Source organism: Bacteroides sp. AM16-13 (genome assembly GCF_003602705.1).
In the GTDB taxonomy this organism is placed as follows: Bacteria; Bacteroidota; Bacteroidia; order Bacteroidales; family Bacteroidaceae; genus Bacteroides; species Bacteroides xylanisolvens.
Genome location: NZ_QTLK01000040.1, coordinates 1 through 19,637, shown reverse-complemented (window position 1 = coordinate 19,637; position 19,637 = coordinate 1). Strand labels below are relative to the sequence as shown.

The following is a 19,637-nucleotide window of genomic DNA, read 5'->3' as shown; positions in this document are numbered from 1 at the left end:
AAGTTCTCTCTGTCAATATAACTGGTATGGTTATCTTTCATTTGGATAGCTATGAAATTCACATTTTGCCGGACATCGGCCTATATTCGCGTATGCTTCCGTCATTTGTAGTACCTTCGTAGTTCGATTTCACTTTACCAAACCGATAAGCAAAATTTATGGTGAAAAACCGTCCATAATAATTTGTCCACGTGTTTTGAATGTAGTTGGAATACATTTGGCTGTTGAAAGTCCGATGACTATTTAGTAGATCATATGCGGCAATACTAATGTCTCCTTTGCGATTTAACACTTTACAGCCAACATTCAAGTTTAGGGTGTGATTGCGATTAATCTCTTTATTGATTCCATAATCACGGCTGAAAATGAAATTATAATGACTACTTAGATAGAAGTATTTACATATTTGGCTTATATCTAACATTGCTCCTGCCGTCTGATAGAATGTTTTACCTGTATAATTTTCAGTATTGATGCTATGTACATAATGAGTATTGGCACTGATTGTTATTTTTAATCTTTTAGTTAGATTACAGAGTAGAAAATGTTCGAGCGATGGATCATAGGTACGTGTTGTAGTCTTATTTTCTCCTATATAATATGGGTTATGTTCGTAGTTGAATCCGGTAGATAAGGCATATTTGGATTTTATACTACGTATAGGAGCCTGCCATATCAGTTTGCCTTTTATGTCCCAATATCCTTCTACGTTTTCAAAACTAATTAGAGAACTGTGTGCAGGTGCTGTATATTGCAATTCCGGTAGATAAGTTTCGGCATTGTAATAGGTTGTCTTTGCAACAGGAGAGTGTTGGCGGATAGAGGCATTGATAATAACACCTATGGTGTGGTTATGTTTTCCTAACATACGATTGCAATTGAAGAGGAACGAATGTAGATATGATTGTTTTAAGTTGGGATTTCCACTGCGCAGCATGTAAGGATTGCTATTATCTATTTGTGGGCGTAACTGCACTATGTTTGGTGCAAAATTATGCAGTCTGTAAGCGGCACTCCATGACTTTGTTATATCTGTATGCACAAAAGATATTGCTACTGTTGGAGAGATGAATGTTTTACGGTAGTTGTCCATTTCTTTTTCTTTCCGCTTAAGTGTACTTTCCTTCAGTCCGGCTGAAATGTCACAACTTGTTTTTTGAAAGGGAAAAAAGTGAAATGAAACTTCCTGTTTTTGTGTCAGGTTATTTATTTTATAACTATATGTATTGGCTTCGTCTGTTTGTGGATTTGTGGGGCTCAACATATTCCAGGCGAATTGGTGTTTCCATCCGTTTTCGTATTTAACGGAATAGTCAAAAGATATTTGGGTGTCATTTTCTGGATTCAGTATATATATTAATTGCGCATTGCCGTTCCACTCCGTATTGCGGAGTTTTGATGGAATAGTCAGATAAGTTTGTGTTGTCGAACTTTCTAATGTGTCTATCCGTAATGAATGATTTTTGCCTTTATTTATATCTACTGAACTTTCTAATGTATATCCGATTCTGTCGGTAATACTGTTGACATAACTGACATCTTCCTTCACATGAAAATTCTTGTTTAGATTATCGTAATGCATCAGGCTTTTCGATGTTTGAAGATTGTTTTCTTCATTATAGATGTAAAGCGATTGCCAATCTTTGTTGTTGTTATATGTTATAAGCTGGTTCCAACGGAATTCTCCCCATTTGTCATTTGAATTGGAGAAAGAAAATTCGGAATAGTGATTTTGTTTTCTGTCACTGTTGCTATTTTGTTCTTCATAAAGGCGCTGCTGATAATTGTTGCTAGGAAAATAATGTTGTTCGGATCGTGTATTTGTATTATCGCGATTATATCCGAAAGTGTAAAATGCTCTAAATGTACCGTATGTTCCATTTTCTGTGTCCCATGAGCGTTCCGTAGCCAGATCTGCATAAGTCGTTTCGTTGTAAGTACTACCAGGATCGGAAATGGAAAGAACATTTTTGATATTATTTGATTTTCGGTTGATATTATTGTGAAATACATTACTTGTGAGTAAAAATTTCTCGGAGAAAAAGTTAGTGGTGAGTCCGAGCCCTTTACGGAACTTTCCTCTGTCGTTCTTTGAGTCCATGTTGCTGCCTGTACTAGCCAATAGGTGTGCTTTCCATGAGCTGATGAGTTTGCTTTTGGTTTCTATGTTGAGCACTCTGGTGAGATCCCCTCTGTACATTAGTTTTTTTGTTTTCGTATTTTCATATTCATCATAAGCCTTGATTTTTAATACATCTGTTGCAGAAAGATTCTTTAGTGCTGCCATTGGGTCACTTCCGAATATTAGTCTGCCGTCTATATAAGTTTTGGTTACTTGTTTTCCCATGATTTTGACGGAATGGTCGTCAGTCTCTGTTCCGGGAAGTTGCTCGACTATATTCATAGCGACATCCCCTTCTTGTATGTTGACTGCCTTCGGGTTGAATATTAGCGTGTCGCCATTTTGGGTCACAATGGGGATTCTGCCCTTGATGGTGACTTCCTCCAGTTGGATGGATTCATCCAAAATTTCTATGTAAAGATTAGAATTCTTTCCAGCTATTATATTTAATTCTTTTTCAACTTTCCGACACCCTATTGCAGTGATAATGAGTTTTGCTTTTCCTGTTTTTATGGGTTTGAAACGGAATACTCCATTTATGCTTGTTGTTTTCAGTGTGTCTTTTGCATAGATCAAAAAGATATTGGCACCGTCTAATGAACCATTAGACCCATTTTCTTGTTTGTGTATAATAAATCCCGATAGCTCATTTGTTTTATCTTGAGCATTTATCGGTAAAGTAATGTATAACAATAAAAAAATAGAAATAAATTTTTTCATATTGCTGTTTTATAAAAAGTTTAGTGATAGTGTGTGGTTTTATTTGTCTAAGGCTTGTGAACTTTCTTTTAGGAAGAAGTTCACCACCCTACGGCCTCCAATTCTTTCTTGTTTTGTTTCATAACCCAGATAACTTGCTTGGAGAATTTTTTTGTCGGCCTTAGAAATGCCTATACTATATTCTCCATCAATATCAGTTATAGTACCATTAGTACTACCCACTTCGATAACGCTCGCGCCTATTAGTACCTCTTTTCCTCCTTCAGTATAAACAACCCCTGTGATTTTCTGACTGAAAAGGACCATTGGGGAGATCGGAGATTGAAGTTTTTTGTTTTTGAAAAACTCAGTACTTTTATTGTCTCTTGCCTTGATTATTGGAGAGGAGGGGGCTTCTTGTGCAAAAGAACACATCATTATAGTAAATATGAATACAATGAATAAAATAATCTGCTTCATAATATAATTTTTTTTAATTGTTATACATTTTACTATCACTAAACTTTTTATAAACATACACGTTGAATGGTAGAGGAAAGGCTAAATTACCCTGTCAATCATCGCTATCAAATAATCGCATTTTCCACGTTCAATATCATTACTAGCCAAAGAACGAGCTTGTATCAAATAGCGACGTGTACTTTTCAACTTATCATAGCAAATGGCTTCGATATCCGTACCGACATAGAAATTGACAGCAGTCATAGGTTCCATACCCGATTGCTCTTCTGTTGCAGATATAGAGGCAAAAGTTGTCAGCAACCCTAATGATTGTAACTTATGATTAGTTTGCTCGTTGAGAGCAATGGAAGTTACTCTTGTTGATACAGCCTTGTCAATAGCCTTTAATGTCGGACACATTCCTTTTAAAGAACTGATATATACAGACAGTTGTGCAATCATTGGAGCACTTAAAGGTTTCCCATTTAAAGTTTCTTTGAATAATTGTTTCTCTATATCATTCAAATATGCTTCTTGGGTATAAGGTCTAGTTGATTTCTCTACACTCAATCCCATACGCATCAAACGAAACATCAAAGACATCATTGGATACCCGTTATTGTAAATCCATGTTGACATATCAGGATTGACACCACCTAAACGCAAGAAATCCTTATTAGAGTCCAGCCAACTTAAATCATAGAAGGTACTGAATATCTTTTGTAAGACTTTCTTTTGCATATCTGCCGATACCGGTTGATATGAAGGAACATTGCTTTTTTCGTTGGCTTCATTGATATAAATACCTCCGATATAAGAAGATACAGGTGACAATGTTTTATTGATTAATTCAATAATCACAAAATCAGGAAATAGCTCCCGGTAATCATTGGGGATATTATCGTCGTGAAACCAGGCAGGACTATTTTTAACTACATATTTCACATGAGCGATTTGTGCATCTAAAGAGGCTATCGGATCATTACCTAAATCATAGTTTTGGCAACGCGGGTCTGTAGCATAAGCTGGTGAACGCTTTCCATAGAAATAGCGTGGATCTCCATCGTGTTCCATAGCCCATTTCTTCAACATGTCTGATTCATTTTCACTGGTGGCGGCATACAGATATTTGAGCGTAAATGCATCACATACACCCGGTTTGTCGACAATCAATACCACTCCTTTTTCTTTATCACCGGGCTGTGCCAGATAATTGTATAATACGTTGTCCATGACTGAAGCTGTGATACCATATTTTTGAGTAAATTCAGGAGAACGCAGTTCCTCAGGGGAGTATGCTGCAGAACCAGCCAAATTAGTTGCCAATCCCAAACTAAGACCAAATGCTTTTAGCATACGTGCTGTCAGATTCTCACAGATCACCTCATCGGCAATGTAATAAGTCCGGAAGCGCGGATCAATCTCTGCCATTTGGTATACTCCATTACGACGTACGCTGACGGCAAGGTCGCGTGGTACTCCTATCTTGGTACTTAAGATTTCTCCAGTGCGTAAATCAGTGACATTGTATGCGGTAACTTCCGAGTTGTTGTTATTCAGGAAAGCAATCGTATTTATCATTGGGTTATTAGCACGGAAAGTTGAATCTTTCTCATATGGTTTTATTATGATTGGTTTTCCTATTCCTAAGTCTTCAAATATTATATTCCATTCATCTGCACTTTTTTGGATGGCTTTTACCCAGCTATCTTGAATCAGAGTGTCGATGTAGAAGACAACAGGTTGTTGTGTCGTTATATTACGGCGTGTTACATAGTATCCTTTCTTGAAACGTTTTTCATTACGATAGTCTGTGTATGATATATAACCTGTTCCTACACGTGGGTTGGCTTCGCGGGTATTCATCTTTTCTTTCGACAGTAGGGCTAATGTTGTTTGCACTGACATTGTTAATTCCGGTTGTTCTTTGGAGACGAATCCCATGATGCTGATGCTCAACTTTGCAGTACAGTTTTGAGTGATACTGATACAATTGTCGAATGCATCTGCAGAGTCCACAAAAGATGTTTTACTTTGAGGGGAAGCACTTACAATTGTGAGCATACCTCCATAACTGCGTCCGCTAAGATTGAGTACATCTTTATTGGAACAAGAGAAATAGGAAGTGGCATTAAATACAACAGCCGTTGAATCGCTGGTGTATCCTTCAATTGGAAATGCTTTGTAAATAGCATTACTACGAGATAATGCAAAAGCCGCTTCTTGATTATCGTCCTGTTCGTTGAGGCGAACATTGTATTTCGGATCTCGGAATAATATTAATGAATCGGTTTTATCAATAATCAGATACCTACTTTGAGCAGCTTTTGTGCCCGCCAGCGAAATGTCACTTGCAGTAGTGATGGCAGAATTTACTAAAAAATCCCGTCCCATTAATTCAACCGGTAGTTCCAGATAAATCTTATCCTCGTACTGATGAACTGTGATTGTCCCTTTATTGACTGTATGTTTCTTCTTATCTTTGAAAAGCTTGTCGTAGACACTCCTTTTTTTCTTTTGAACACTGTCAGTCTGTTGTTCGGTTTTTGCTTTTCCTTTTTTCTTTTTGGAGCGGGCATTGGCTTCATTTGTTGATCCGATAATCAACAAAATTGGCATTAACCATAAAAATAGTTTTTTCATCTTTTGTCCCTCCCTTATTTTAAGTTGATGTCGAGCATCTTTAATAATAATTCATAGTGAGCTTTCGTCTTCCCTGATGCACTGGCTGCCTTTTGTTTCATCAGTTGTTTCGCTTTAGCTATATATGCGTATACATCTGCTTGGGTAACTTTGGCTGTCATAGAAAAACGATTCAACGGTTTCCATTCAAAACCTGCTACAGGGTTGTGCATGACACCCTCTTTGATGGCATGTCCTTGGCAACAAGTATATCCGAACTGGCGGTGATTGATGTCTAATAGCTTTTCTCCGGCCAATGCTTTCCCGGCTCCTTTGATTGTGAAGCCGGCAGTTTGCATCATCATGTATATATATTGTTTCTGGAGATTCATTTGGGATTCTGTTAATGTACGTCCGGAAATGGTCGGTTTCCATACAAAATTGTATATCATGTTGAAAGCCTCGGCAGCAGTAAATGAATCTTTTTCTAATCCTTCGTATTGTGATACCTGGAAAGGTACAGGCAGTATATATCTCAACATGAAGTTTTGAATAGTTTGTTTAGGGGAACCGGAAACCGGGAATTTAGTTAACAAGTTTTTGTTGTCAAGCCAATCCAGATCGTTATAAATCTCGAATAGGTAATTCAGGGCTTCTTTTTGTTGTGCCTTCGGAATCTGTGCAAAACGTGGCATTGTGTCTCCTTCCTTAACTTCGTTGACAAAATAACCGCCTACATTGCCTGCTACATGGGTAACATACATTGCAAGTTGTTCTACGATACCAATAAATAAATCTTCACGGTATTCGTATGTATCGTCACCTTCAGAAATCCAACTTTCCAGATTATTCATAATATACTTAAGGTTCTTGATGCCATATCGAGTTGCTTTCATGGAGTTGTCACCAATATCTTCCGTTTGTGAACGGGGATCAACAACTCCATATACTTGTTGTTTTCCATATCGGTACACTGGATTCTCTTTAATGGCATCACTGATCCATTTGCCTGTTATAATTGCTTCTTCCTCTGCAGAATTAACATTGAATACCGGAGTATACGTCCATTTAATGAGGTATTTGTCGTATTCACCAAAGCGGGGAGGAGTCAATTTAACGCCACGTTCTTTATCGCCAGGTTGTGCTACATAGTTGAAGCGGGCATAGTCCATGATGGAAGGAGTGGTACCATACTTTTGTGTGAATTCCGGTGAACGTAAAGAATCTACCGGGAAGGTGGAGGAAGCTCCCATGTTATGCATAAACCCTAAACAGTGCCCGATTTCATGTGAAAGTACATAGCGCAATGCATCTCCAACCATTTCATCCGGAATATTGGCTGTGCGTACATCTTTATCGGCTTGTGCTGTTTGCACGAACAACCAGTTACTGATAAGCTTGATAACATTATGATATAAATATACGGAGGCATTCAAGATTTCTCCGCTTCGTGGGTCTACCCATGATGGTCCCATAGCATTCTCAATGCTTGATGGAGCATAGCGGACACATGAATATTTGATATTGTCGGGATCGAATTCAGGATCATCTGTCGGGAAATCTTTGGCTGCTACAACATCTTTGAACCCAATCTGTTCAAATAATTCATTCCATTGGGTGACTCCTTCCCGCAGATATGGTTTCCATTTTTCCGGGAAAGTATTATCGATGTAGAAGACAATCTGTTTAGTGGGTTTCACTTTCTCTCCACGTAAGTAGGCGGCGGTATCGGACGGTTGTATATCCCATCGATTGGCATAGTAAACGGGTGCGGTCGTTTTAGCTCCTTCGCCTAGTTGTTCGCGTCCGGTAAAAAATACACCGATCCGGTAATCTGCCATACGTGGACGGTAAGGTTTTTCTTTTAACAGCATGATGGAACGTGTCATTTCTGCGGTGAATGGACGGTCTTTTATGAGTGATGTTCCTTGTGAATTGCTGACAGAGAATGTATATGACAGACAGCTTTTAATAGAAACATTATCTTTGAAAGCCTTGATTTGTGAAATGTACGAGCAGTCGGATTGATAATTCTCTGTACGATTGTACATTCCATAAATAGAATTTTTGTCGAAGGGACTCATCTTCTTATTATCGCCCAGGAAGACGCTGCTCATATCAAAAACGATAGCAGTAGAGTCATTATTGTATGCTTGAATCTTTTGGTTGCTTAAAATTGCTCCCAGTGTACTTTTGCGTAAAGCTTCATCAATTTGTGTGTTACCGGTAATATAGTCAGTGTTTACCTGACGTAACTGTACATGTGTTTTATTGCGTGTGAATACTACGTGAAGAAGATCGGTCGGTTTAGAACCGACTACTGCATTGCCATTATCAGAGATACTGGTGACAGTGGAACCAATAAGCATATCTTTATTGATTAAATTCACAGGAAGTTCAAAATATACTTTTCCATCCAGCAGATGGAGAGTAATCAGTCCTTTGGCTATTTCATGCTTTTTCTTGAATAGTTTGTCATATTCACTTTCTTTTTTAGCAGGAGTTGTTTGTTCTGTTTTTGCCTTCTTTTTTTTCCAGAAGAATGGAAATTTACGCTGTGCGTCAATGGTGGTAGACGAAGCTACCACCATTGCTGCAAGTAAGAGGATTTTCTTTCTCATATCAGTTCTTTAATGTATTCTTATGAAATTAGATTAATATCCGGTTGTTGTTACATCCAGGATTTTACCAAAACCATCATAGATTAGGGCTTTAGAAATATCCAAGGTTCCTGCACCGGCCTGTTTCATCGGAACAATTGAGACTTTTCCGTTAAATTCTGCGGATTGGGTCACAATAATGAGGGCTTTGTTATTCCATGCATTTGGGGCAATAGTTGGTGGATTACCAGTCATTACATTAATTTGATTAGTGTATTGTCCTTGTTGATATAGCTTGGCTTTTGTGATTTTTTCTCCGTTACTGGGGGTAAACTGTGAGGTGGTGGAGACAGATACTTCATTTCCCATACCGTAAGTAAATGAGTATATAGCTGCATCTGTTACTACATATAATACATTATTTGTATGTCCGAAGAAAATAGATACAGCTTTGTCTAGTAAGGTTTTTCCTGTCGTTGGAATAATATATTTGTTTTTTGCAGCTGCTGGTTGTTCTGGTGAAGTCACAATCCATCCCTCCCAATTATCAGGATCTTCATAATGTCCTTCTTCTGCTTTATATTGGCTTAAAGTGTAAATAGCATAATTTCCACTATTATCGTCTTTAAGTAAGAAAGTGGCCAATGAGCCATCTTGAGAACTTGTTGCGGCAATAGCTGTTTGACTTCCCATGTCATTAGGATCGAAATCTGGATTTGAGATATACGGAGTACATGTGTTATAACTCGTGCCATTTAAGGAATAAAAGGCACCTTTGGGTTTATCTAACCATACTAAATGGTTGTCCCCAATACTAAATGAAGAATTTGCTGCATATACATTGTTATTGATTTCAAATCCATTAAAAACAGAATTAGGCATAGAGAATTTGTTACCTGCTACGTTTAAGAATGAATATAGTCCATTATTTGTATAAGCGATGAAAAGTTGTGAAGAACGAATATAAGATTTTACTTGAAAATCGGTGGGGCAATATAAAAATATTTTTTCATCTTCCCATGTCCCGTTTATTGAATAGTCCTCACAGTTGAAACGAATGCTTTTTCCTGTGGAAGAAATAGCCCAAATCTGATTTAAGTGAGAACTACCAAGTATTGCTGTGTTCCCCATCACCTCATAGGTTAATGAAGTCAATAATTCATCATATGCTGCTCCATTAGCAGTTTCTAGTATGTGACGAAATATTCTTTCTTCTTTTGTATATTGATTTGTTATTTGAGAATTGTTAATCAAAGTGAGATCTGTTGTTGTTCCGTTTTCACTATCTGCGATTAACAATCCGTCTAGGAAGCTACTTTGTACATATAATTCCCAAGAATAAATATATTGTAAGTTATCATTTGCTACATCTGTTACAGTCAATTTTAACGTATAGGCTCCATTTGATATAGGACGATTTATAATACCATGAAAGTCTTTTTCTGTACCAATAATTTCATAAACAGGATTGCTAGTTGAGGGTTCCTCCGTTACAGCCCATTCATAGCGCAAATTAGAACCATCAAAACCATCTTGGGTAATAGATGGTACAATATCGACAGGAGATTGATAACCTACGTATATTGAATTTTCTTGATTTTTATCGTTTATACTAATTTGTACTTCTGGAATAAGGTTTGTTACAAATGAACTTTTATCCTCATAACAAGAAGTAAACCAGAGAATATTAGGCAGCAGTAATATTATTAATTGAGTTATATTATTTTTCTTCATAATTTTATAGAATTATATAAATTAATATGTTCTGGCTTCTATAATTTGTCCTTTCAAATTACCTTCGTTATGAACTAGGGGGGCATCGGGATGTTCTTTCTGATACTTTTTTAGATAATCCGCTAATTTTGCAGCATAAGCTTCATATGATTTGTCTGTTACGAATAATCTATAATTGGCGAGATATTTATATGTAAAATATGTTGGTCTCTGTGGTTGGTCAGGATGCGCAGTCATATCGTCCCAATCATCCCAGTCTAAAGCTGTTACAATTGTTTTTAAAGCATTGGAACTATAAGCCGTTGTAGAAGAAGAGGTTGGAGCTAGAGATGATTTTATTAGTGAATTATATGTCATCCATAAATATCGTTCAGTTGCCGGAGGGGCAATGATATTGCTGTTCCAACTTAACGTTGCTGTGATATATTCTTTAGGTCCTAACCCTAGAGTTGATGACTCCTTTAGCTGGATATAAAGTTTATATGATGCTCCATTTTGTATTTCATCAGTATTAAACAGCCTTATTTTTATTGTTCCTTTTAAACTATTTGCGGGAATCACTGCAGCAGTTATTTCATAACTGTTTTCGGGGGCAGTGGTTTCCTCCGCATTGATTACATAATTCACAGTACGGTCTTCTGTCGATACATTTCCGACCAAAACTAAAGGCAATTCATATTCACCATATTCATCAAAGGGATTCTCCAGAAAAGAATAATTCCCTTTAAATATGTCGGTTTCTGCATCGTACTCATTCGTAGAATTGAATCTGACAGCATTATATTGACTGTCAAAATATGGTATTTCTTCCTTGCCGCAACTAATGAGGCATAAAGAGAAACAGCTTATCGCTAAGACTGATTTTATAATTATTTTTTTCATATTAATATTGTTTATTGTACACGACCGGATTGTATTTCGAAGGTAGGATAAGGCAATAAATATTGCGTATCTGTCATCTCTTCACTATAATTAGGAATGGATTTACACCCTGTTCGCTTATAGTAATAGAACATGACACCTTCGGAAATGAATTCTTTGTGATATTCTTTTTGTATTTCTTTTATGATTTGATCTGCATTTAGATTTTCAAGAGGGGTGCTGATACCTCTGTTTTCGCGAATCTTATTTAGCCTTTGTAATGCCATGTCAAGATTTGGGGTTGCACTTGTTGCATAGCATTCTGCAGCAATATAGAATATTTCAGGCAAGCGTATTAGAGACAAGCGGTTCTTATTGAATTCGTCTAAACTTGCTTGATGAATTTTCATAGGGACATATCCTCTGGAATCACTTTGGGTTTGATCTAACATTCGTGTGAAACGAACATCTGAATTTATGCCTTCATATATATTTTCAACATCTGTTGGAGATATATACATAGCTGTATAGTCTGTGTTGACGAAGTTGGGTATTATATATGAGGTAATTTTGGACGTAATGTCTGAAACATTTAGGCTAAATAAAGCTTCGGATGCTAGAGAACGGTTAGATTGAGAAATTTCTGGTAACAGGTAGGAGTAAGTGTACATATCGTCCATAACAATTCCATTATCACCGATAGCTGTGATTATCTCTTCAGTAGCATTTAAAGCTTTGTCTATGCTTTCTTTACTGCCTTCCCATAAATATACACGTGCTTCCAATGCTTTGACTGCATAATAATTGAGTCGTAAAGTTCTATCTTTGAAGAAACCATCTGCATCTATACTTGTGTAATAAGAAGCCGGATGTTTTTTTGTGATCGGGTCGTATTCCTTTAATAATTTTTCTGCGGCTTCCAAATCGTTGATAATCATTTGAAGTGTCTCCTTTCCTGTGCGTTGAGGAGTTGGGATCGATGATAAAGTTGTTACATATGGAATCGTTTTTTTAGAATTTAGTTCTGTGGAACGGTTTTTCCAATCACCATATCCATATAGGCGCAACAGATCAAAATGCATATATGCACGAATGGCAAGAAGTTCTCCTTTGATAACGTGATAATAGACTTCGTTCAGACTTGACTCCTGTCCTTCCATATTAGTTAATGCTTCATTGGCATTGGCTATTACAGAATATGCTTTAGCCCAGATATTTTCGATGTCCGAGAATATTTGTGTGTGGTTGTAATTGAATTTTTCATATTCTTGCATTTCTCTACTATTACTTGAATTGGAAGTCACAGGATTAAATTGATGACCTAATATTTCAATTGCATACCAGGATAATTCTTTACCATAAAGGGCATTGTCTGTCATGCTAATATAACAACCTATTAAAGATTGTTGGAATCCGGCTAGAGTGCTATAATGATCTTTTTCTCGAATTTCAGACCCTGAAGTAACATCGAACCAGTCGCTGCAAGAGGATAATGTTACTACGGACGTTAATAGGATTAATATGTATTTTTTCATCTTTATAAAATTTAGAGAGTGGCTGTTAATGAGAACGACATATTTCTTGCGAAAGGATAAGTTAAACCTCGTTCTATTTTTATAGAAGAGAACGTTGCAATATCATTTAAATAGAATGATAAACGCAGGCGTTGCATACTTAATTTCCTATAAATGGAACTGGGAAACTCATAATATGCACTGATGGAAGAGAGTGATAATTCACGCCGATCCTGTACAAAGCGAGTGGTAGCACGTGTGGTTGTTTCAGAATTAAATTTCTTGTATGGTGTTACTTGTCCGGGAGTAGTCCAACGACCAATTAGCAATCGGCGATCCACATTGTAAGCAATATTTGCATTTTCCACCCGACTGACGAGGGTTGAATTATACATTTGACAACCAGCAAGATAACTTATAGTAGCGCTTAATCCGATACCTTTATACTCGGCTGTGAAACCGCCTGTACCACGATACTTAGGATCGGAGTTACCAGCAGCGACCATATCATTGGCTGAATAAGTATAAGTGTAGGTACCATCTTTTTTAATGTATATTTCTTGTCCGGTTTGCGGATCAATACCGGCTGAAGGGACTGCCCATATTGTTTTCATAGATAATCCGTCTTGATACATTAATACAGGTGCAGAGGTATTATTATCTTCTGCTTGTTTCATCATTTTTTCATTGTAAGCCCGCATACTCTCTGACAAACGAATTATTTTATTTCGGTTATAGGCAAATGTTCCATATACATTTACAAAACCTTCTTTTCCTTGCCATATTGTATAATTAGCTTTAGCTTCAACTCCAGAATTACGTACCAATCCTAAATTATCTTTTACTATTGCGAATCCTGTAGAAGTTGGGATTGTTACATCGGTTAACATATTCTTGGTATCTGCTGAGTAATAGTCAACAGAAAGGGATAATCCGGCAACTCTCATATCAATTCCTATATTATGATCCTTTTTCTGTTCCCATTTTAATTTGGAGTTAGGCATGGATGCTAAATATGCTCCTGTAAATTTGCCAGCTAAGCCTCCATATACGACGCCTGTGTAATAATTATATGTAGCAATTGCTGCGTTAGTATCAAAGTTTTGATTTCCAGTCAAACCAATCGAAGCTCGAAGTTTTAACTGTTTAATCCATCCAACACCTTTCAAGATGGCTTCATTGTGCAGGTTCCATCCAATACCAAAAGACCAGCTATTGGCCCAACGGTTATCTGAACCGTATAAGGAAGATGCGCTTTCCCGAACAGTTGCATCGGCTAAATAACGATTGTCATAATCATACGAAGCGGCTAATAGGAAGCTGGCTTCACGGTTAATTGTGGAATAACCAGTAGGGGTACTGTTTTCTGCATATTGTTTTGCGAATGAAATATCTGCCTTCTGATTATTTGGGAAACCTTCTGCCGTGTGTCGATATGCTGATGATTTTTCTCCGGAGATAAAGGCACCGGCATTTCCAAAGATAGTATGTTTACCAAATTGATTATTATAGTTTATATTCAAGTCTCCGGAAATAGAACTGGATTTACCATTTTCCATAATATACTTACCACGCTTAAGTATATCATTAACATTTGCAAAAATGGAATGTGAGGCGGGATAGAAATCATCCATATCATTTCGTTTTTCAGAGACTCCTATACGTGCTGTTGCTTTCCAGTTTTTATCAACTTGCCATTCTGCATAAAAATTATTGGTGAATTGTAAATAACTGGAAGTAAAGCTGGTTCCGATAATAGAATTATACATAGGGTTAGCTACTTTGGTTGATGTTGAGCCAATTTGTTCTACCCATTGAACTATATTCCCATTTTCATCAGTTGCTTGCCAATATGGATTCATTCTGGAATATTCGCTAAATTCTCCATAAGGGGACTCATTACTTTTGTTAGATATGATTGATAGGATATTCTTTAGTAATAGTCTGTTATGTCTGTATGATAAATTTATATCACCCGATATATTGCGGCGGTCAGATCCCTTCATAACCCCAGTAATCTGATTATAAGTAAGGTCTAAGATTGCACGTAAATTTTGGGAATCGCCTAATTCTATATTTAGGTTATGTTTATGTCCTATGCCAGTGTGAAGTGGCTTGGATAACCAGTATGTATCTAATCCTTCTAATGCAAGTTTTCGTCGGCCATTATATAATTGATCTAATTGGATTTGTGTATTGGCGTTACTACTTGTATATACTCCGTCTAAACGTTCTGCTTCCAATTTTTCAAATGCATTACAAAGGTCATAACTGGTTAAATCCGGCATTTCCAAAGAAATACTACCATTATACGTAATACGCTGTTGATTTCCGGTTAAACGTTTTGTTTCAATAACAATTACACCATTGGCTGCTTTAGAACCGTAGAGAGCTTTTGCTGAGGCGTCTTTTAAAATTGTAATGCTTTCAATTCGGTTCATGTCCATGTCCATTATTGTTTCAGCAGTTGTTTCAAAACCATCAAGAATGAATAAAGGTTGATTGGGTTGATTTTGATAGTTGCTGCGCAAAGAACTGCTTTCTGTCGTTGGAAAACTGGAAGTTCCACGCATTGACATATCCGGAACACTATTGGGATTGGAGCCCATATCAAAATTATCTGCAATGTATATTGTAGGATCCAGATTTTTCAAGCTCTGGAACACATTCTGATTTCCGACACGCATCAGATCTTTGCTCGAAATAGTAGTTGCTGCTCCAGTAAAACTTTCCGCTTTACGAGTATAAATTCCAGTAACGATAACCTCATCTAATTTAGTATCACTTTTTAGAGTAATATTTTTTCGTACATCATTCCGACCACTATTAATCATCACTTGTTGAGTAGACATTCCGATATATGAAAAGGTGATAGTACATGCGGTATTAGTTGGAATCTCTATATTATATTTACCATTGTTGTCGGTTATGGCAAATCGTTGAAGATCACTAATCACAACATTAACACCAGGCAGGGGGTATCCTTCTTCATCTGATACAATACCGGTTGCGGAACGTTTATCCCCTTGTTGTTCCACTTTAGAGATGGTAACAATATCTCTTTCCATACTATAAGTAAGCCCTGTACCATTAAGAACAGTACGTAGTACGTTATCCACAGTTTCATCTTTTACATGGATAGTGATGGGTTTCAGTGACTTTGTCTGTTCTGTATTGTAGACAAAGCTTAATCCGGTTTGTTGTCTTAAAGCATCGAAAAAATCTTTGACAGTGACAGATTCCAGATTTAAAGTTACTTTTTTGCCACTTTCTGGAATGGCAAACATCATTGTGGGTAATAGTAATAATACTACTACCAGAGAAAGTATTCGGATTCTTTCTCTACTTTTTGTCTTTCTCATTCTTTCTTCTTGTTTAATTAGTAATTAATTGTCTGTGATTAAAATCTCTCTTCCTTCTATTTTTATTTGTAAATTCGTAGTACGTGCTATTGCTTTTAATATCGGGCTGATTGTGGCATAACGATCCATATTACCAGTAAATCGCAGTTGTTTAAGCTCGGAAGTGCCAAAGGAAATATTAACATTATACCAATGTTCTAGAATTTCGACAATATTTTCTAAAGTACGATTTTCGAAAATAAGTCGTCCTTCATTCCATGCTATGTAGGGAGTGAGGTCTACATTGTATATAGATATATTGTTACCTTTCTGTTCAATGTGTGCCAATTGGCCCGGCTCTATGAGTTGTTCTTGTGTACTTCCTTGAGGAATAATACTAATGCTCCCTTTCACTAATGCGACTTCTGTTCGTTCAGGGCTGAATGTATTAACATTAAACTCTGTACCATACTGTTTGATTGTTCCTTGGTCAGTGATAACATAGAAAGGACGAGCATCTTTGGCTATTTTAAAATAGGCTTCCCCTTTTAGATAAACCATGCGTTTAGACTTACTAAACCTTACAGGATACCGTATTTCTGTATTATAATTGAGGTGTACGGTTGTTCCATCTTCAAAGGTTACTCTGAATTCGTTTCCTTGTTCAGTTGTTAATGTGTTTTTTTCTACTGTTTCAGGCTGCTGTTTTTGAGGTATATCTATATTTATATTGGGTGTTGATGGATAGATGAGCGCACCATTTTGAGCTATAGCAGTTGTGGAATGATTAACTTTAACTGGTGTTGGATATGTTGGGGTAAGCGATTGCTTGTCATTCCCGGCTAAAATTAATGTAGCTTTAGGAATTCCTGGCTGTATGGCATCTCCTAAGGCTAGATTGTCAGATATTTGTTTTTCGGAAGCAATATAAAAGTACCATCCTCCTGCTGCTATTATTATAGGTAATATTAAAATAGCTGCATATTTCAGGAGAATTGATGTGACTGATACTTGGCAATATTTCTTTTTGAAATGTTTCCATGCCTGATGTGAGTTAATCTGTGTATATGCCTCGTAGCGCTTACGAAATGATGCGCTTGTTCGTAAACGATTGAAAAACTCTTCGTGTTGTGGAGAGGTCTTGATCCAATTGTCAAGTTGTTTTTTCTCGTGCTCTGTAATATCACCGAAGAGATATTTGGCTATTAATTCTTCTGTACCAGATTTTATTTTCATATATTTATTGTCTTATCATTTGTTAATAAGACAACATGAAGATTAAAAAGAGGTACAAACTTTCTAAAAAAGATTATTTTGGTTACGAAAAAAACTTGGAACTATACAAAATGTCACATAAGGGGAGCAAAAAATAGCATGTGCCCATCTGTTCTTTGATAGATTGTATAGCTCTTTTCTTTTGTGTTTTTACTGTTTCAATCGAAATTCCTAGTGCAGTAGCTATTTCTTCATTCTTTTTTCCATCCATATGTAATAAGAATATTTCCCGGCAGCGTGTTGGCAATTTATCGATAGCACGAAATAGTAGTCGGTATACTTCTTCTTCATTGGTATCTTCTTCTTCTGTGATTTCTCGATAAGTGCTTGCCAAGCGTTCAAGATAGAGAGATTCTACATTCTGATGTTTTAAATAATTAAGAGAGGCATTTCGTATAGAATTATAAAGATAAGTTCGGAAAGAAGGCAATGATAAGAATCTCATTTTCTTTTCCCACATAGTTGCAAAAAGATCCTGTACAATATCTTCGGCAGCTTGTTGGGAAGAGAGAAAGTTGATGGCATACAACACCAATGCTTTATAATATTCATTATAAAGCTGATGATAAGCGGCTGGGTGTTGCTCATTTATACCTTTTATAAAGGAACTTTTCTCTTCGTTCATGGTGAAATATTATGTTTTATGCAGCAAATGTATAAAATATCTAGGATAAAAGAAGCCTTTCAAACTCTATAGTGTTTGTGAATGCTTCTTTTTTTATTTTTGCTTGTCTGTATAACTTCATTTTTTTCTTTGGAATAATATAACAGCAAAAAAACGCGACTCTGTTCTGAAACTTTAGAGAATCAATGTATTATAGTCTCTCTAAAAATCTTTATATTTGCAGACCGTTTGGAAACGATAGTGAATAATAAACAATACAATAACTTAAAAACAACCAAAATCAGATGAAGCAGGATATGATTGTTATCCTTGACTTGGGTAGTCATGAGAATACGGTGTTGGCTCGCGCCATCCGTGCATTAGGAGTTTATAGTGAGATTTATCCTCACGATATCACAGTGGAAGAACTGAAAACATTGCCCAATGTAAAGGGTATTATAATTAATGGTGGACCGAATAATGTAATTGATGGCGTTGCCATTGATGTAAATCCGGCTATCTATACTTTGGGGATTCCTGTCATGGCTGCAGGTCACGATAAAGCAACTTGTGAAGTGAAGTTGGCAGAATTTGCGGATGATATTGAGGCTATAAAGGCGGCAGTGAAATCATTTGTTTTCGATGTCTGTAAAGCTGAAGCTAACTGGAACATGAAGAACTTTGTCAATGATCAGATAGAGTTGATTAAGCGTCAGGTGGGCGATAAGAAAGTATTGTTGGCTCTGTCGGGTGGAGTTGATAGCTCTGTGGTAGCAGCTTTACTTCTGAAGGCAATTGGTAACAATCTGGTTTGCGTACATGTTAATCATGGTTTGATGCGTAAGGGAGAGTCTGAAGATGTGGTTGAGGTATTCAGCAACCAGTTGAAAGCAAATCTTATTTATGTAGATGTAACCGATCGTTTCTTGAATAAACTGGCAGGTGTGGAAGATCCGGAACAGAAACGTAAAATTATTGGTGGTGAGTTTATTCGTGTGTTCGAAGAAGAAGCACGTAAGCTGAATGGTATTGACTTCTTGGGGCAAGGGACTATTTATCCGGATATTGTGGAAAGTGGAACGAAAACTGCTAAAATGGTGAAGTCTCACCATAATGTAGGTGGGCTGCCTGAAGACCTTAAGTTCGAGCTTGTGGAGCCGTTGCGCCAATTATTTAAAGATGAAGTTCGTGCTTGTGGCTTGGAGTTGGGATTGCCTTATGAGATGGTTTACCGTCAACCTTTCCCTGGTCCAGGTTTGGGCGTACGTTGTTTAGGTGCTATAACGCGTGACCGTTTGGAGGCTGTACGTGAGTCCGATGCTATTTTGCGTGAAGAGTTCCAGATTGCCGGATTGGATAAAAAGGTATGGCAATACTTTACAGTAGTACCCGATTTTAAATCTGTTGGTGTACGTGATAATGCCCGTTCTTTTGATTGGCCGGTGATTATTCGCGCTGTCAACACGGTAGATGCTATGACGGCTACTATCGAACCGATAGAATGGCCTATCCTGATGAAGATAACAGACCGTATCCTGAAAGAAGTGAAGAATGTAAATCGCGTTTGTTATGATATGTCTCCGAAACCTAATGCGACTATAGAATGGGAATAGAGAGACTTTTTAAGTGATATTTCGATAGCCTCAATTTTTTGTAAGTTGAGGCTATTTTTTTAAATATGTTGAACCTTGCCACATTGAATTTGACAGATGTTTAATCTGATTGATATATGATTTGCGTTGGTGTAAACCAGGCTCAGTTGTAATTCTTGGGGGATTAAGTTTAGTCAATTCCCTTCATGCA

The 19,637-nt window shown here is 36.9% G+C and carries 11 protein-coding genes; 1 reads left to right on the top strand and 10 read right to left on the bottom strand.

Going from position 1 to position 19,637, the window contains the following annotated elements:
• Positions 1-58: 58 nt before the first annotated feature.
• The 10 genes from DW173_RS22395 to DW173_RS22350 all read right to left on the bottom strand — a co-directional run bounded on the left by DW173_RS22395 (position 59) and on the right by DW173_RS22350 (position 17,855).
• Positions 59-2,842 carry an outer membrane beta-barrel protein gene (locus DW173_RS22395; RefSeq protein WP_120145267.1) on the bottom strand — a complete coding sequence of 928 codons (2,784 nt, stop codon included), beginning with the start codon at positions 2,840-2,842 and terminating at the stop codon, positions 59-61.
• 39 nt (positions 2,843-2,881) lie between these two features.
• Positions 2,882-3,301 (bottom strand): carboxypeptidase-like regulatory domain-containing protein, encoded by a 420-nt coding sequence (locus tag DW173_RS22390; protein WP_004309031.1) that lies wholly within the window; start codon positions 3,299-3,301, stop codon positions 2,882-2,884.
• A gap of 81 nt (positions 3,302-3,382) precedes the next feature.
• Entirely contained in the window at positions 3,383-5,926 is a 2,544-nt protein-coding gene (locus DW173_RS22385; protein ID WP_074705930.1) for a zinc-dependent metalloprotease, read from the bottom strand.
• Positions 5,927-5,940: 14 nt separating this feature from the next.
• Positions 5,941-8,526 (bottom strand): zinc-dependent metalloprotease, encoded by a 2,586-nt coding sequence (locus DW173_RS22380; protein ID WP_055236331.1) that lies wholly within the window; start codon positions 8,524-8,526, stop codon positions 5,941-5,943.
• 33 nt (positions 8,527-8,559) lie between these two features.
• Positions 8,560-10,239, bottom strand: a complete 1,680-nt coding sequence (locus tag DW173_RS22375; RefSeq protein WP_008649980.1) for a PKD-like family lipoprotein — start codon at positions 10,237-10,239, stop codon at positions 8,560-8,562.
• A 21-nt stretch (positions 10,240-10,260) separates the two neighbouring features.
• Positions 10,261-11,121 (bottom strand): DUF4843 domain-containing protein, encoded by an 861-nt coding sequence (locus DW173_RS22370; RefSeq protein ID WP_008649981.1) that lies wholly within the window; start codon positions 11,119-11,121, stop codon positions 10,261-10,263.
• Positions 11,122-11,132: 11 nt separating this feature from the next.
• Positions 11,133-12,635: a RagB/SusD family nutrient uptake outer membrane protein gene (locus DW173_RS22365; protein WP_117684964.1), complete on the bottom strand. Its 1,503-nt coding sequence runs from the start codon at positions 12,633-12,635 to the stop codon at positions 11,133-11,135.
• An 11-nt stretch (positions 12,636-12,646) separates the two neighbouring features.
• Positions 12,647-15,976, bottom strand: coding sequence for a SusC/RagA family TonB-linked outer membrane protein (locus tag DW173_RS22360; protein ID WP_120145266.1), 3,330 nt, complete (start codon positions 15,974-15,976; stop codon positions 12,647-12,649).
• A 24-nt stretch (positions 15,977-16,000) separates the two neighbouring features.
• Entirely contained in the window at positions 16,001-17,191 is a 1,191-nt protein-coding gene (locus DW173_RS22355) for a FecR family protein (protein ID WP_118220124.1), read from the bottom strand.
• An 82-nt stretch (positions 17,192-17,273) separates the two neighbouring features.
• On the bottom strand, positions 17,274-17,855 hold the full coding sequence (locus DW173_RS22350; protein WP_004314577.1) for an RNA polymerase sigma-70 factor: 582 nt from the start codon (positions 17,853-17,855) through the stop codon (positions 17,274-17,276).
• Between the two features lie 284 nt (positions 17,856-18,139).
• On the opposite strand from DW173_RS22350, the gene guaA reads away from it, so the two are divergent.
• On the top strand, positions 18,140-19,447 hold the full coding sequence (gene guaA, locus DW173_RS22345; RefSeq protein ID WP_117684970.1) for a glutamine-hydrolyzing GMP synthase: 1,308 nt from the start codon (positions 18,140-18,142) through the stop codon (positions 19,445-19,447).
• Positions 19,448-19,637 lie beyond the last annotated feature (190 nt).